Source organism: Agrococcus sp. TF02-05 (assembly GCF_017565345.1).
In the GTDB taxonomy this organism is placed as follows: Bacteria; Actinomycetota; Actinomycetes; order Actinomycetales; family Microbacteriaceae; genus Agrococcus; species Agrococcus pavilionensis.
In genome coordinates this window covers 255,517-270,229 of the sequence record NZ_JAGEKO010000004.1, presented here as the reverse complement: position 1 = coordinate 270,229, position 14,713 = coordinate 255,517, and the positions used below count along the sequence as shown (strand labels likewise).

Below are 14,713 nucleotides of genomic sequence, written 5' to 3'. Positions count from 1 at the left end.
CCCGACCGGGGCGGGCGCGCCAGCCCCGGTCGGGCGGATGCGCCCCGGTGGGCGGGGAGGTCCCGGCGGGAGGGTCAGACGCGGTCGCGCCAGTCGCCCTCGTCGTCCTCCTCGTCGAGGAGGCCCTGCACCGTCACGATCGGCATCGTCATCGTGAGCGGCAGGTCGAGCAGCGCCGCCTCGTCGCGCCGGAAAGCGAGCTGCGTCGCGATGTACTGCTCGGCCGCCTCGGCGAGCGGCACCTCGCGCTGCTCGCGCTCGGAGAGGAACCAGCGGTGCTCGAGCACCTCGTGGAAGATCTCGGCGGGCTCGAGCTTGCCGCGCAGCTCGATCGGCACCGACTGCACGATCGGCTGGAACACCTGCTCGAGCCACTCGTGGGCGAGCGCCTCGTCGCCGACGTAGGGCCGCAGGTCGTGCTGCGTCGCGACGTACTCGTCGAGGTCGTTGAGCAGCCGCCGCGCCTGGTTCTCCTGCGCGTCGATGCCGGTGAGCGACTGCAGGCGGCGGTGGTGGTGGCCCGGGTCGACGACCTTGGGCTGGATGCGCACGGTCGTGCCGCCGTCGCCCGTGCGGATCGCGAGCTCGCCGATGTCGTAGCCGAGCGCGTTGAGGCGCTCGATGCGAGCGGAGATGCGCCAGCGCTCGTCGGCGGGCAGCACCTCGTCGCTGTGGAGCTCGTGCCAGAGCGAGCGGTACTGGTCGACGATCGAGCCGGCGACCTGCACGGGATCGATCGACTCGTCGAGCCGGTCGCCCGCGGCGAGGTCGAGCAGCTCGCCCGCGATGTTGACGCGCGCGATCTCGAGGTCGTCCTCGCGGCGGCCGTCCGAGAGGCCGTCGCGCAGCAGCGTGCCGGTCTCGGCGTCGACGAGGTAAGCGGCGAAGGCGCCGGCGTCGCGGCGGAAGAGCGTGTTCGAGAGCGAGACGTCGCCCCAGTAGAAGCCGACGAGGTGGAGCCGCACGAGCAGCCCCGCGAGCGCGTCGACGAGGCGCTGCGCGGTCGGCTCCTTGAGCGCGGAGGAGTAGAGGGCGCGGTAGGGGAGCGAGAAGCGCAGGTGTCGGGTGACGAGCGCCGCGGCGAGCGGGTTGCCGTCGGCGTCGACGCGGTCGGCGATGACCGCGAGCGGCTCGACGCACGGCACGTCGAGGCGCTGCAGCGTGCGGAGCATCCCGTACTCCCGGGTCGCCATCTCGGGCGTCGTCTCCTTGATCGCGACGACGCGGCCGCCGAGCCGCGCGAAGCGCACGAGGTGCCGCGAGATGCCCTTCGGCAGCTGCACGACGTCGGCGTCGGTCCACTGCTCGAGCGGCTCGTCCCACGGCAGGTCGAGCAGCGTCGCGTCCATCACGGCGGAGGTGATGCGCAGGTCAGACCGCATGCCGCCATGGTAGGCGCGACCGGGCGTGCGCGCTCGGGCCGATCGCACGCATCCGTCGACGACGACGGCCCCGTCGCCAGGACGGGGCCGTCGCTCGGTGCCGGTCAGAGGCGGTTGCCGCTGTCGGAGTCGAACAGGTGCATGTGCTCCGGGTCGGGCGTGATGTACACGGTGTCGCCGAGCGACGCGTGCGTGCGCCCGTCGACGCGCGCGACGATGTCGACGCGCTTGCCCTCGACGTCGGCGTGGCCGTACAGGTAGCCGTCGGCGCCGAGCTCCTCGACGAGGTCGACGAGCACCGGCAGTCCGTCGCCGCCCGACTCGGCGACCGAGATGTCCTCGGGGCGCACGCCGACGACGACGTGGCCCTTCGCCGCCGCGAGCTGCTCGCGCGCGACGGGCGTCACGTGCGTGCCGAACTCGATGCCGCGCTCGGTCACCGGCAGCTCCATGAGGTTCATGGCGGGGCTGCCGATGAAGCCGGCGACGAACTGGTTCGCGGGCTGGCCGTAGAGCTCGCGCGGCGTGCCCACCTGCTGCAGCACGCCATCCTTGAGCACCGCGATGCGGTCGCCCATCGTGAGCGCCTCGGTCTGGTCGTGCGTGACGTAGACCGTCGTGACGCCGAGGCGGCGCTGGAGCGAGGCGATCTGCGTGCGCGTCTGCACGCGCAGCTTGGCGTCGAGGTTCGACAGCGGCTCGTCCATGAGGAACACCTGCGGCTGGCGCACGATCGCGCGGCCCATCGCGACGCGCTGGCGCTGACCGCCTGAGAGTGCCTTCGGCTTGCGGCTCAGGTAGGGCTCGAGGTCGAGCAGCTTCGCCGCCTCCTCGACGCGCTTCGCGCGCTCCTCCTTGGCGACGCCGGCGATCTTGAGCGCGAAGCCCATGTTCTCGGCGACCGTCATGTGCGGGTAGAGCGCGTAGTTCTGGAACACCATCGCGATGTCGCGGTCCTTCGGCGGCATGTCGGTGACCTCGCGGTCGCCGATCAGGATGCGGCCGTCGTTGACCTCCTCGAGGCCCGCGAGCATGCGGAGGGTGGTGGACTTGCCGCAGCCCGAGGGGCCGACCAGCACGAGGAACTCCCCGTCGCCGATCTCGAGGTCGATCGCGTCGACCGCGGGGCGGGTGCCGCCCGGGTAGACCCGGGTGGCCTTGTCGAACGTCACAGACGCCATTGTCGATACTCCCTTTCCACCGGCAGGTACGTGCCGGACGATCCGTCGTGGTGAGGACGGGCAGCGATGCCCGCGCCTCATCCTGGCACGTCGGGCTGCCGGTACCCTAGAAGGCGGCGCGCTTTCCCCAGCAGCGCCCACCGCCGTGACCACGGCCGACCCAGGACAAGGACGCATGAGCGAGAAGCTGACGAAGAACGAGCGTCGCGCGCAGGCCCGCGAGCAGGCCCGCCGGATGCAGGAGGAGCGCCGCAAGAAGGAGCGCCTCAAGAAGGGCCTGACGATCGGCGGCATCATCGTGGCCGCGGTGGCGATCGTCGCCATCGTGGCGGTCGTGATCGTCAACAGCATCCGCCCCGCGGGTCCCGGCCCCGAGAACATGGCGAGCAACGGCATCGTGATCGGCCAGGGCTTCGAGGCCGAGCGCACGGCGGCGACGCCGCCGGAGGGGGAGCCGACGCCGACCGAGCCGCGCGACGACATCATCCAGATCCGCGTCTACCAGGACTACATGTGCCCCGCGTGCGGCGCCTTCGACGAGGCGAACCGCGCGACGCTCGAGCAGCTGCTCGAGACGGGCGCCGCGACCGTCGAGGTGCACCCGATCTCGATCCTCGACCGCACGTCGCTCGGCACGAAGTACTCGACGCGCTCCGCCTCGGCCGCCGCGTGCGTCGCGGAGCACGCCCCCGACCAGTTCTGGGCGTTCAACTCCGCGATGTTCGACAACCGCCCCGAGGAGGGCACGCCGGGCCTCACGAACGACGAGATCGTCGGCGTCGCCGAGTCGGCCGGCATCGACACCGCCGGCGGGCTCGCCGAGTGCATCACCGAGGGCCGCTTCATGAGCTGGGTCGAGGACGCCACCGTGCGCGCCGGCACCGAGCCGCTGCCGGGCACCGACGGCGAGGTCGCCGACCGCACGCCGACGGTGATCGTCAACGGTGAGCGCTACCAGGGCGCGCCCGGCGACGCGGCCGGCTTCCAGGCGTTCGTCACGGCCACGGCCGGCTCGCTCAGCGAGTCGCCCGAGCCGACGGAGTCGCCCGCACCGAGCGACGGCTGAGCGCGTGCGCACCCTGTCGGCCGCTGGCGCGCTCGTCGCGCTCGCCGCGCTGGCAGGGTGCGCCGCGTCTCCGCCGGCGCCGATCACGACGATCGGCGAGCTCGGCGCCGCCTACCTCGACGCGGGCGGGCAGTGCGACGACCTCGTCGAGCAGTACCGCGAGAGCGACGACGACCCGGTCGTCGCGACGTGCGGCGCCGACACCGAGCTCATCCTCGCCGGCAGCGCCGATGAGGCGCTCGCGGTCGCGACCGAGCGGCAGCTGCAGGAGCAGACCGTGCTCGTCTTCGACCGCTGGGTGATCCGCGATCCCGACCTCGAGACGATCCAGCAGGAGCTCGGCGGCCAGATCGTCACGCTCGCTCCCGCCGACGGGCCCGCGAACATGGCCGACGCGATCGCGTTCGACGCCGATGGCGCGATCGAGCGCGACCCCGTGCCCGCCGAGGGTGCGCCCGAGGCGCTGCCCGACGCATCCGCCGTGCCCGACGTGCTCGTCGTGGTCGACCCCGCGTGTGAGTACTGCGACCGGCTGCTCGAGGCGAGCGGTAAGGAGCTCGAGGAGATGGCCGACGCCGGTGAGGCGCGCGTCGCGTACCTGCCCGTCTCGCTCGGCGACTCGATCGGCAACGGCTACGCGTCGACGCTCGGTGCGAATGCGCTCGCGTGCGTCGCGGATGCGGAGCCCGCCGCGTACCGCGAGTTCCAGACGGCCCTGCTGTCGATGCTGCAGCGGCAGCCGTTCGACGCGGCGTCGGCGTCGGCGCTCGCGGCCGAGCACGGCGCGGAGGTCGGCGACTGCATCGCCGAGGGCCGCTTCGCGTGGTGGGTGCGGCAGGCGACGGTGCGCGCGATCGAGGAGCCGCTGCAGGGCGTCGAGCCGCTGCGCGGCGTGCCGACCGTGGTCGTCGACGGGGTGACGTTCGCGGGCGACGTGAGCGATGCGGATGCGCTCGCGGCGTTCATCGCGGAGGGTCGGTAGGAGCCCCCTGTCAGGATCGAACTGACGACCTACGCTTTACAAGAGCGTTGCTCTACCACTGAGCTAAGGAGGCGCGGCGCGGGTTCGCCCGCGGCGCCCCGCCATTCTAGGCTTGCCCGGTGAGCCGATTGCGCCCCTGGGATCCCGAGCGCGACGCCGCCGCGGTGCTCGCCGCCTTCCTCGGCTCGCCCGACCTCCACCGGCAGGGGCCGCCGATCGAGGCGCTCGCCGACGCGCGCGACTACCTCGAGGCGATCGCCGCCGAGGCGCTCGCGATCGAGCTCGACGGCGAGGCGGTCGGATGCGTCATGGCCGCCGACCGCGAACCTCGCCACGGCACCGCCTGGATGTCGTACTGGCTCGCACCCGCCGCGCGCGGCCGCGGCCTCGCGAGCCGCGCGCTCGACGCGCTCTCGCGGCGGCTCTTCGCCGACGGCCTCCACCGGCTCGAGCTCGGCGCCCGCGCGAACAACCCCGCCTCGATCGCGGTCGCCGAGCGCGCCGGCTACGTGCGTGAGGGCGTCGAGCGCGAGCGGCTGCGCTACGTCGGCGCCGACGGGCAGGCGACGCGCTTCGACGTCGTGCGCTTCGCCCGCCTCGCGACCGACCCGGCACCCGCCCTCGAGCCGCTGGAGGGCGCATGATCCACCTGCTGTGGCTGCTCGCGTCGATCGCCGCCGGCGCTGGGCTCGCGGTGCAGAGCCGCATCAACGGCGAGCTCGGCGCCCGGCTCGACCACGGCATGCTCGCCGCCCTCGTCTCGTTCTCGGTCGGACTCGCGCTGCTCGGGGTGCTGCTGCTCGTCTCGCCCGGCGCCCGCGCGGGCGTGCGCCGGCTCGTCGGCGTCATCCGCGACGGCTCGATGCCGTGGTGGTACGCGACGACGGGGCTGCTCGGCGCCTTCCTCGTCGCGACCCAGGGCGTCGTCGTCGGCACGACCGGCGTCGCGCTCTACACGGTCGGCGTCGTCGCGGGGCAGACGACGAGCGCGCTCGCGGTCGATCGCGCGGGCTTCGGCGGCCTCGCGCGGAAGCCCATCACCGCGCCGCGCGTCATCGGGGCGCTGCTCGCGCTCGTCGCGGTCGGCATCGCGCTCGTGGGCGCGGGGGAGCTGCAGGGCGCGTGGCTCGTCGTGCTGCCCTTCATCGCGGGCCTGCTGCAGTCGTTCCAGCAGGCGTTCGGCGGTCTCGTGCAGCGGCACTCGCGCTCGGCGATCGCGCAGACGGTGTCGAACTTCCTCGTCGGCACCGTCGCGCTCGCGGTGTTCGTCGGCATCCAGTCGCTCGCGGGCGTCACCGCCCGGCCGCTGCCCCCGGAGCCGTGGCTCTACGCGGGCGGCATCCTCGGCATCGTGTTCATCGCGCTCATGTCGGTCGCGGTGCACCACCTCGGCGTGCTGACGATGGGCCTCGGCGTCATCTGCGGGCAGGTCGTCGCCTCGCTGCTGCTCGACTGGCTCTTCCCGGCCGGCCACCCGGTCACCACGTGGTCGCTGCTCGGCGCAGGCCTCACGATCGTCGCGGTCGCGGTGTCGTCGATGCGCCGGCCCGTCCGGGTGGCTCGATCGGCTTGAGCCGAGGGGCGCGCGGGCAGCGCGGTCGACGGGCCTGGGAGCTCGATCGGGCTGAGCGGGGCGCCGAGCCGCATGCGCACTCGACGACGCGCTCCGCGCGATCGAGCTTCCGGCGGGCGGGCTCCAGCGAAGAGCTCGATCGGGCTGAGCGGCGCGCCGAGCCGCATGCGGGCTCGACGGAGCGCTCTCCGCGATCGAGCGTGCGCGATGCGGGCGTCGCGCCGCCGACGCTCGCGTGGCAAGCGGGCCGCCGTCAGCGCGCGCCGAGGAAGCGGGCCGCGGCCGCGCCGCCCTCGATGCCGAGCGTCCACTCCGGCCGCCGCAGCGCATCCGCCGTCAGCCGCAGGTCGAGCTCGCGCTCGACGACGCCCTCGCGGGGCGAGTGGCGGCTCTCGCCGTTGGGCTGGTAGCCGAGCGCGCGGCTCACGCCGAGCGACGCCGCGTTCCAGTCGTACGCGGTGGTCTCGGCCACCTCGGCGCCGAGCGAGTCGAACGCCCACAGCAGCGCCGCGAGCCGCATCTCCTTGCCGTAGCCGCGGCCCTGCGCGTCGCGGCGCAGCCACGAGCCCGTGCCGACCGTGCGCTCGGCGGGGAAGCGGCGCGCGGCGACGTCCTGCGCGCCGATGAGCGCGCCGTCGGCCCACACGCCGAGCATGACGACCCAGTCGTCGCGCTCGGCGCGCACGCGCGACTGCCAGATCCAGCGCGCCGAGCGCGCGGCCATGTCGGGCGCCTCGTCCCACGGCCTGCCGAACGGCGTGCGCGGCGCGTGGTCGTGGATGCCCGAGGCCGCCGCGGCGACGTAGTGCGGGATGTCGTCGTCGGCGAGCGGCCGCAGCTCGAGCCGCGGGGTCGTCAGCCGCAGGCCGAGCAGCGGCCAGATCTCCTCGAGCGTCATCACGCCGCCACGCTAGCGGCGACGCGAGCCGCGCCTCAGGACTCGGGCGTGAAGCTCATCGCGACGGAGTTCATGCAGAAGCGGTCGCCCGTCGGCGTCTGGGGCGCGTCCTTGAAGACGTGGCCGAGGTGGCTGTGGCACTTCGCGCAGCGCACCTCGGTGCGCACCATGCCAAGCGAGCGGTCTTCGACGAGCTCGACCGCGTCCTCGCGCGCGTCGAAGAAGCTCGGCCAGCCGCAGCCGGAGTCGAACTTCGTCTCGTCGTCGAAGAGCTCGTTGCCGCACGCGCCGCACGAGTAGACGCCCTGGCGCGACTCGTCGAGCAGCGCGCCCGTCCAGGGGCGCTCCGTGCCGGCCTCGCGCAGCACGCGGTAGGCGTCGGGCGAGAGGGCCTCGCGCCACTCGGAGTCGGAGCGTTCGATCGAATCGGTCATGCCGCAAGCGTACGCGCGGCACCATTGCGCCGACTGTGTTTCGCGGCGGGCGGAACCCCGCGACGCCCGTAGGATCGGCAGCATGCCGACCGAGCCGCGACCCGCCAGCGCGCCGGCCGCCGACGACGCCGCGGCGCTCGACTCCGCCGCGCTGGACGCCGCCGCCGTGGCCTTCGCGGCCGCCGACTCCGTCGTCGAGCCGGAGGCGCACTCGTCGTCGACGGATGCGTCGGCGCACGACCTGCAGTCGGCGCGCGAGCAGCGCATCCGGCGGGTGCTCGACTTCGAGGGCCGCTGGACGAGCCACGGCGGCGCGAAGGCCCGCGCGATCCGCGCCGAGTTCGGCTGGACCACGACGCGCTACTACCAGGTGCTCGACGGGCTGCTCGAGACGCCAGAGGCGCTCCACCACGACCCGATGCTCGTGCGGCGGCTGCTGCGCGTGCGCGAGGGCCGATGAGCCGCACGCAGCGCGTCGGCGCCCACCGCTCGAGCTCGTCGCGGCGCACGCCGCGCTGGGTGATCCTGCTGTGCGCGCTCGGCGTGACGATCGTGCTCATCGCGATCGGCCTCTTCCTGCTCGACCGGCTCCGCCCGCAGTCGGCGCCGCCCGCGCCCGTCGCGAGCGAGGTCGCCGAGGTCGTCTCCGACCCGGGCCAGATCGATCCCGGCGTCGACGCATCCATCACCGTCCTCGACCAGTCGGGCGAGCACGAGCTCGCGGCGGGCGTCGGGCAAGCGCTCTCGGACGCGGGCTGGAACGTGCTCGCGACCGGCGGCTCGACGGGCGGCAACGTCGAGCGCACGGTCGTCTGGTACGACGACGAGTCGCTCGCGCCCATCGCGCGCGGCCTCGCGCAGGGCCTCGGCGTCGGCGAGGCACGGCTCTCGGACGGCCGCGTCACGGGCACCCCGATCACGATCGTGCTGGGTGCGGATGCGGTGGGCACGGCCCCGAGCGCCGAGCCGCAGGAGGGCGGAGCGGTCACGCACTCGCCCACGCCGACCGCGCCCTGACGCGCCCTCCGCCGCGGCTTGCACTCGACAGGGGAGAGTGCCAGACTCGGGTACTGGCACTCCTATCGTCGGAGTGCCAGATGAACGTCCACAGCGTCCAGGAGGGACGAACTGCAATGGCAAAGATGATCGCATTCAACGAGGAGGCCCGTCGCGGGCTGGAGCGTGGACTCAACACGCTCGCCGACGCGGTGAAGGTGACCCTCGGCCCGCGCGGCCGCAACGTCGTGCTGGAGAAGAAGTGGGGCGCCCCCACGATCACGAACGACGGCGTCTCGATCGCCAAGGAGATCGAGCTCGAGGACCCCTACGAGAAGATCGGCGCCGAGCTCGTCAAGGAGGTCGCGAAGAAGACCGACGACGTCGCCGGTGACGGCACGACGACGGCGACCGTGCTCGCGCAGGCGCTGGTCCGCGAGGGCCTCCGCAACGTCGCAGCGGGCGCCGACCCCATCAGCCTCAAGCGCGGCATCGAGAAGGCCACCGCCGCGGTGAGCGAGCAGCTGCTCGCCAACGCCAAGGAGGTCGAGACCAAGGAGGAGATCGCCGCCACGGCTTCGATCTCGGCCGCCGACGAGGAGATCGGCGCGCTCATCGCCGAGGCCATCGACAAGGTCGGCAAGGAGGGCGTCGTCACCGTCGAGGAGTCGAACACCTTCGGCACCGAGCTCGAGCTCACCGAGGGCATGCGCTTCGACAAGGGCTTCCTGTCGCAGTACTTCGTGACGGACCCCGAGCGCCAGGAGACGGTCTTCGAGGACCCGTACATCCTGATCGTCAACTCGAAGATCTCGAACATCAAGGACCTGCTCCCGATCGTCGACAAGGTGATCCAGGCGGGCAAGCAGCTCGTCATCATCGCCGAGGACGTCGAGGGCGAGGCGCTCGCGACGCTCGTCGTCAACAAGATCCGCGGCATCTTCAAGTCGGTCGCCGTCAAGGCCCCCGGCTTCGGCGACCGCCGCAAGGCGATGCTCGCCGACATGGCGATCCTCACGGGTGGCCAGGTCATCTCGGAGGAGGTCGGCCTCAAGCTCGAGAGCGCGACGCTCGACCTGCTCGGCCGCGCGCGCAAGGTCGTCATCACGAAGGACGAGACGACGATCGTCGAGGGCGCCGGCGAGGCCGAGGCCATCGCGGGCCGCGTGCGCCAGATCCGCTCGGAGATCGAGAACACCGACAGCGACTACGACCGCGAGAAGCTCCAGGAGCGCCTCGCGAAGCTCGCCGGCGGCGTCGCCGTCATCAAGGCGGGTGCCGCGACCGAGGTCGAGCTCAAGGAGCGCAAGCACCGCATCGAGGACGCCGTCCGCAACGCGAAGGCCGCCGTCGAGGAGGGCATCGTCGCCGGTGGTGGCGTCGCGCTCATCCAGGCCGCGAAGACCGCGTTCGAGGGCCTCGAGCTCGAGGGCGACGAGGCGACGGGCGCGAACATCGTGCGCGTGGCCGTCGACGCGCCGCTCAAGCAGATCGCCACGAACGCCGGCCTCGAGCCGGGCGTCGTCGCCGAGAAGGTGCGCGGCCTCGAGGTCGGCCACGGCCTCAACGCCGCGACCGGCGAGTACGTCGACATGCTCGCCGCGGGCATCGCCGACCCGGTGAAGGTGACGCGCTCGGCGCTCGCCAACGCCGCGTCGATCGCCGGCCTCTTCCTCACGACCGAGGCCGTCGTCGCCGACAAGCCCGAGAAGCAGCCGGCGATGCCGGCCGACCCCACGGGTGGCATGGACTTCTAGGAGATCCACCGATCGGAGGGCCCCAGCGCTGCTGGGGCCCTTCGTCGTCTCAGCCCGCGAACAGCCGCGTGTTCCCCTGCTCCACCTCGTCGTACTGCCGGCCCGCGAGCGCGAGCGCCTCGTTGATGCTCGCGAGCGACTCCTCGACCCGCACCTGCGTCGCCCGCCAGTCCTGCACGACGCCCTGGAACGCGACCGAGGCCTGGCCCGTCCACGAGTCCTGCAGCGCCTGCAGCTGCGCGAGCATCGCCGCGGACTCCGACTGCAGCCGCGACGCGGTCGACCGCACCGCGAGGTGCGCGCCGTGGATGGCGTCGCCGTCGACGACGTACCTGCTCATGATCCCCTCGATCCCGCGCGGAGCATCCGCGCTCGGGGAGACGGTAGGGGGATGCGTCGGGTCAGCGCCCGGCGGCGGCGCGGGCCTGTGGATGGTCGCCCGTGATCGTGTTGGGGGTGTCGGCCGGGCGCAGCTTGTGGCTCAGCGCCATGACGGCCTCGTCGGGTGCGAGCGGGATCGCCATGCGGAAGGTCGCGCCGCCGCCGGGCGTCTCGACGACGTCGATCCGGCCGCCGTGCGCGCGCACGATGCCGCGCACGATCGCGAGGCCGAGGCCGGAGCCGCCCGTCTCGCGCGCGCGCGACTCGTCGGTGCGGAAGAAGCGCTCGAAGACCTTGCTGCGCTGGTCGGCCGGCACGCCGGGCCCGTGGTCGACGACCATCACGACCGCGCGGCGGCGGCGCGCGGTGACGCCGACCGCGAGCTCGATCGGCGAGCCCTCCGGCGTGTAGCGCAGCGCGTTGCCGATGAGGTTCGAGATCACCTGGCGCAGCGCGTGCTCGTCGCCGAGCACGATCGCGGGCGGCGTGAGCGGCGGCGGCGTGAAGATCGCGTCGGGGAGCGCGTCGTCGACCTCGTCCTCCACGGGACCCATCGCATCCGCGTCGATCGGCAGGACGTGCACCTGCCGGTCGGGCGAGCCGGCGCGCGTGTCGGACGCCGCGTCGTTGACGAGCGGCACGAGGTCGAGCGGCTGCAGGTCCATGGGCCGCCGCTCGTCGAGCCGCGCGAGCTGCAGCAGGTCCTCCACGAGCCGCGCCATGCGCTTGGCCTCGCCCTCGATGCGCTCCATGGCGCTCGCGACGTCCTCCGGCCGCGAGATCGCGCCCATCCGGTAGAGCTCGGCGTAGCCGCGCACCGACACGAGCGGCGTGCGCAGCTCGTGGCTCGCGTCGCCGACGAACTGCCGCATCTGCTTGACCGACTCGTCGCGCTGCTCGATCGCGGCCTCGATGCGGTCGAGCATGCCGTTGAGCGAGCGCTGCAGCGAGCCGACCTCGGTGCGCGGGTGCTCGGTCGACAGGCGCGTCTCGAAGTCGCCGTCGGCGAAGCGCTCGGCCTGCTTCGCCGTGCGCCGCAGGCCGCGGAGCGTCGAGACTGCGAGGATGCGCGTGAGCGCGGCCCCGAGCACGACCGCGAGCACCGAGAAGCCCGCGAAGACGAGCATGAAGGTGCCGGTCGTCGTCTCGAGCTGCTCGGTGTTGACCGCGACGACCGAGATGAGCAGCTCGCCCGTGCCCTCGACCGTCGTCGGCGCGACGAGCGCGCGCCACGACGACTGCGCGTCGATCGAGGGGATCGTGAACGCCCGCGGCTGCTCGACGATCGTCGCGAGCGAGAGCCCCGAGAGGTCGGGGTTCTCGGGGTCGGGCAGCTTGTTGTCGCAGACGATGACGCCGTCGGCCTCGGCGACGCCCAGGTAGTACGTGTTGGGCATGCGCTGCGCAAGGTCGCACTGCTCGGGGGTGTCGCGGCGCGTGACGGGCTCGCTCGTGAACGCCGTCAGCGCCTCCTGGATCTCGACGTCGATGTCGGCGACCTGCGCGTCGCGGATGATGCTGAGCGTGCCGATGCCCGCGAGCACGAGCCCGAAGGTCATCACCACGACGATGAGTGCACTGATCCGCCCGGCCAGCGAGGTGCGGCCGAGCAGGCGGAGCAGCGCCCGTCGCACCTACGCCTTCGGGGACTTCAGCATGTAGCCGAAGCCGCGCTTGGTGACGATCATCGGCTCGCTCGAGCCGTCGTCGATCTTGCGCCGCAGGTAGGAGATGTACGACTCGACGATGCCGACGTCGCCGTTGAAGTCGTACTCCCAGACGTGGTCGAGGATCTGCGCCTTCGACAGCACCCGGTTGGCGTTGAGCATGAGGTAGCGCAGCAGCTTGAACTCGGTGGGGGAGAGCTCGATCTCCTCGCCGCGCACCGTCACCTCGTGCGTGTCCTGGTTCATCGCAAGGTCGCCGACGTGGATCGTCGCGTCGTCGGTCTCGGCCATCGTGCGGCGCAGGATCGCCTTGATGCGGGCGATGATCTCGTCGAGCGAGAACGGCTTCGTGACGTAGTCGTCGCCGCCGACGGTGAGGCCGTTGATCTTGTCCTCGGTGTCGTCCTTGGCGGTGAGGAAGAGGATGGGCGAGGTGAAGCCGGATGCGCGCAGCCGCTTGGTCACGCCGAAGCCGTTGATGTCGGGGAGCATGACGTCGAGCAGGATGAGGTCGGGCTCGTCTTCGAGGACGGCGGAGATGGCGGCGGCTCCCGCGCCGACGGCGCGCACGTCGAAGCCCGCGAACCGCAGGCTCGTCGTCAGCAGGTCACGGATGTGCGGCTCGTCGTCGACGACGAGGACTTTGGCGTTCGGCTCGGTCATGCCCACAGTCTCTGGTGATTGCCTGAGAGGAGTCTGGGAGTCGCCGGAACGCGTCAGACGCCAGCGCGATCGGCGACGCCGAGCTCGTGCTCGTCGAGGATCGTGTAGGCGTAGCCCTGCTCGGCGAGGAAGCGCTGGCGGCCGAGCGCGAACTCCTGGTCGACGGTGTCGCGCGCGACGATCGTGTAGAAGCTCGCCGTGCGGCCGCCCTTCGGCCGCAGCAGCCGGCCGAGCCGCTGCGCTTCCTCCTGCCGCGAGCCGAACGAGCCCGAGACCTGGACGGCCAGGGATGCGTCGGGCAGGTCGACGGAGAAGTTCGCGACCTTCGAGACCACGAGCACGCGCTCCTCGCCGGTGCGGAACGCCTGGAAGAGCTCCTCGCGCTCGGAGACGGGCGTCTCGCCGGTGATGAGCGGCGCGTCGAGCGCGGCGGCGAGCTCGTGCAGCTGGTCGAGGTACTGCCCGATGACGAGCGTCGGCTCGTCGGGGTGCTGCGCGAGCACGCGGCGCACGGTGTCGATCTTGCGCGGGCTCGAGGCGGCGATGCGGTAGCGGTCGCGATCGCCGGAGGCGGCGTACTCGAGCCGCTCGTCCTCGTCGAGGTCGATGCGCACCTCGAAGCACTCCGCGGGCGCGATGAAGCCCTGCGCCTCGATCTCCTTCCACGGCGCGTCGAAGCGCTTGGGGCCGATGAGGCTGAAGACGTCCGACTCGCGGCCGTCCTCGCGCACGAGCGTCGCGGTGAGCCCGAGCCGGCGCCGGGCCTGCAGATCGGCGGTGAGCTTGAACACCGGCGCGGGCAGGAGGTGCACCTCGTCGTAGACGATGAGGCCCCAGTCGAGCGCATCGAGCACGCCGAGGTGCGCGTACTCGCCCCCGCGCTTGACGGTGAGGATCTGGTAGGTCGCGATCGTGACGGGCTTGATCTCCTTCGACGCGCCGGAGTACTCGCCGATCTCGTCCTCGGTGAGGCTCGTGCGCGCGAGCAGCTCGGCCCGCCACTGCCGCGCCGAGACGGTGTTCGTGACGAGGATGAGCGTCGTCGTGTCGGTCGCGGCCATCGCCGCCGCCCCGACGATCGTCTTGCCGGCGCCGCACGGGAGCACCACGACGCCCGAGCCGGCGTCGGCGAAGTGCGTCACGGCATCCGTCTGGTACGGGCGCAGGGTCCAGCCGTCCTCGACGAGCTCGATCTCGAGCGGGGTGCCGGGCGTGTAGCCCGCGAGGTCCTCGGCGGGCCAGCCGAGCTTGACGAGCTCCTGCTTGAGCTCGCCGCGCGCCCAGTCGACCACCCGGATGCCGCCGTCGGCGGGGCCCGCGAGCAGCGGCGCGATCTTCTTCGAGCGCCGCACCTCCTCGAGCACCGGGCGGTCCTGGCTGCGGAGCACGAGGCCCTCGTCGTCGCGCTCGATCACGAGCCGCCCGTAGCGGCCGATCGTCTCGCGGATGTCCTGCGCGACGCCCGCGGGCACGGGGAACTTCGCGTAGCGGTCGAGCGTGCCGATGATCTCGTCAGCGGTGTGGCCCGCGGCGCGCGCGTTCCACAGCCCGAGGCGCGTCACGCGGTAGGTGTGGATGTGCTCGGGAGCGCGCTCGAGCTCGGCGAACACCTGCAGCGCCTGCCGCGCCGCGGCCGCGTCGGGGTGCGCGACCTCGAGCAGCACGGTCCGGTCGGACTGGACGATCAGGGGGCCGAGAGTCATCGCGTTCCAGCCTACCGCCCTGCAGGGGTA

The 14,713-nt window shown here is 72.6% G+C and carries 15 protein-coding genes and 1 tRNA gene; 7 read left to right on the top strand and 9 right to left on the bottom strand.

Going from position 1 to position 14,713, the window contains the following annotated elements; genetic code table 11:
* Positions 1–74 precede the first annotated feature (74 nt).
* Both JQT67_RS05165 and JQT67_RS05160 read right to left on the bottom strand, forming a co-directional pair.
* A complete protein-coding gene (locus JQT67_RS05165; RefSeq protein ID WP_208063801.1) occupies positions 75–1,382 on the bottom strand; it encodes a DUF4032 domain-containing protein in 1,308 nt (435 codons plus the stop codon).
* A 104-nt stretch (positions 1,383–1,486) separates the two neighbouring features.
* Entirely contained in the window at positions 1,487–2,563 is a 1,077-nt protein-coding gene (locus tag JQT67_RS05160) for an ABC transporter ATP-binding protein (protein ID WP_208063800.1), read from the bottom strand.
* Between the two features lie 175 nt (positions 2,564–2,738).
* Here JQT67_RS05160 and JQT67_RS05155 point away from each other — a divergent pair, with 175 nt between their 5' ends.
* Positions 2,739–3,629 (top strand): thioredoxin domain-containing protein, encoded by an 891-nt coding sequence (locus JQT67_RS05155; protein WP_208063799.1) that lies wholly within the window; start codon positions 2,739–2,741, stop codon positions 3,627–3,629.
* 4 nt (positions 3,630–3,633) lie between these two features.
* Positions 3,634–4,611 carry a thioredoxin domain-containing protein gene (locus tag JQT67_RS05150; RefSeq protein ID WP_208063798.1) on the top strand — a complete coding sequence of 326 codons (978 nt, stop codon included), beginning with the start codon at positions 3,634–3,636 and terminating at the stop codon, positions 4,609–4,611.
* A 1-nt stretch (position 4,612) separates the two neighbouring features.
* Here the strand turns inward: JQT67_RS05150 and JQT67_RS05145 are convergent.
* Positions 4,613–4,684: transfer RNA gene (locus JQT67_RS05145), tRNA-Thr, on the bottom strand.
* Between the two features lie 46 nt (positions 4,685–4,730).
* Here JQT67_RS05145 and JQT67_RS05140 point away from each other — a divergent pair.
* Both JQT67_RS05140 and JQT67_RS05135 read left to right on the top strand, forming a co-directional pair.
* Positions 4,731–5,255, top strand: coding sequence for a GNAT family N-acetyltransferase (locus tag JQT67_RS05140; RefSeq protein WP_208063797.1), 525 nt, complete (start codon positions 4,731–4,733; stop codon positions 5,253–5,255).
* On the top strand, positions 5,252–6,184 hold the full coding sequence (locus JQT67_RS05135; protein ID WP_208063796.1) for a DMT family transporter: 933 nt from the start codon (positions 5,252–5,254) through the stop codon (positions 6,182–6,184). The genes JQT67_RS05140 and JQT67_RS05135 overlap by 4 nt, the downstream gene beginning before the upstream one ends.
* 253 nt (positions 6,185–6,437) lie before the next feature.
* Here the strand turns inward: JQT67_RS05135 and JQT67_RS05130 are convergent, their stop codons facing one another.
* Both JQT67_RS05130 and msrB read right to left on the bottom strand, forming a co-directional pair.
* Positions 6,438–7,082: a GNAT family N-acetyltransferase gene (locus JQT67_RS05130; RefSeq protein WP_243755711.1), complete on the bottom strand. Its 645-nt coding sequence runs from the start codon at positions 7,080–7,082 to the stop codon at positions 6,438–6,440.
* Positions 7,083–7,117: 35 nt separating this feature from the next.
* Positions 7,118–7,516, bottom strand: a complete 399-nt coding sequence (msrB, locus tag JQT67_RS05125) for a peptide-methionine (R)-S-oxide reductase MsrB (protein ID WP_021010715.1) — start codon at positions 7,514–7,516, stop codon at positions 7,118–7,120.
* A gap of 82 nt (positions 7,517–7,598) precedes the next feature.
* Between msrB and JQT67_RS05120 the strand changes: the two genes are divergently transcribed.
* The 3 genes from JQT67_RS05120 to groL all read left to right on the top strand — a co-directional run bounded on the left by JQT67_RS05120 (position 7,599) and on the right by groL (position 10,269).
* Positions 7,599–7,976: a DUF3263 domain-containing protein gene (locus JQT67_RS05120; RefSeq protein WP_208063794.1), complete on the top strand. Its 378-nt coding sequence runs from the start codon at positions 7,599–7,601 to the stop codon at positions 7,974–7,976.
* Positions 7,973–8,533: a LytR C-terminal domain-containing protein gene (locus JQT67_RS05115; protein ID WP_208063793.1), complete on the top strand. Its 561-nt coding sequence runs from the start codon at positions 7,973–7,975 to the stop codon at positions 8,531–8,533. The genes JQT67_RS05120 and JQT67_RS05115 overlap by 4 nt, the downstream gene beginning before the upstream one ends.
* Positions 8,534–8,649: 116 nt before the next feature.
* Complete coding sequence (gene groL, locus JQT67_RS05110) at positions 8,650–10,269, top strand: chaperonin GroEL (protein ID WP_021010712.1); 1,620 nt, start codon at positions 8,650–8,652, stop codon at positions 10,267–10,269.
* 49 nt (positions 10,270–10,318) lie between these two features.
* Here the strand turns inward: groL and JQT67_RS05105 are convergent, their stop codons facing one another.
* The 4 genes from JQT67_RS05105 to JQT67_RS05090 all read right to left on the bottom strand — a co-directional run bounded on the left by JQT67_RS05105 (position 10,319) and on the right by JQT67_RS05090 (position 14,683).
* Positions 10,319–10,609: a WXG100 family type VII secretion target gene (locus tag JQT67_RS05105; RefSeq protein WP_208063792.1), complete on the bottom strand. Its 291-nt coding sequence runs from the start codon at positions 10,607–10,609 to the stop codon at positions 10,319–10,321.
* A gap of 61 nt (positions 10,610–10,670) precedes the next feature.
* Complete coding sequence (locus JQT67_RS05100; protein WP_208063791.1) at positions 10,671–12,284, bottom strand: cell wall metabolism sensor histidine kinase WalK; 1,614 nt, start codon at positions 12,282–12,284, stop codon at positions 10,671–10,673.
* A complete protein-coding gene (locus tag JQT67_RS05095) occupies positions 12,285–12,980 on the bottom strand; it encodes a response regulator transcription factor (protein ID WP_208063790.1) in 696 nt (231 codons plus the stop codon).
* Between the two features lie 53 nt (positions 12,981–13,033).
* Positions 13,034–14,683, bottom strand: coding sequence for a DNA repair helicase XPB (locus JQT67_RS05090; protein ID WP_208063789.1), 1,650 nt, complete (start codon positions 14,681–14,683; stop codon positions 13,034–13,036).
* Positions 14,684–14,713: the final 30 nt, after the last annotated feature.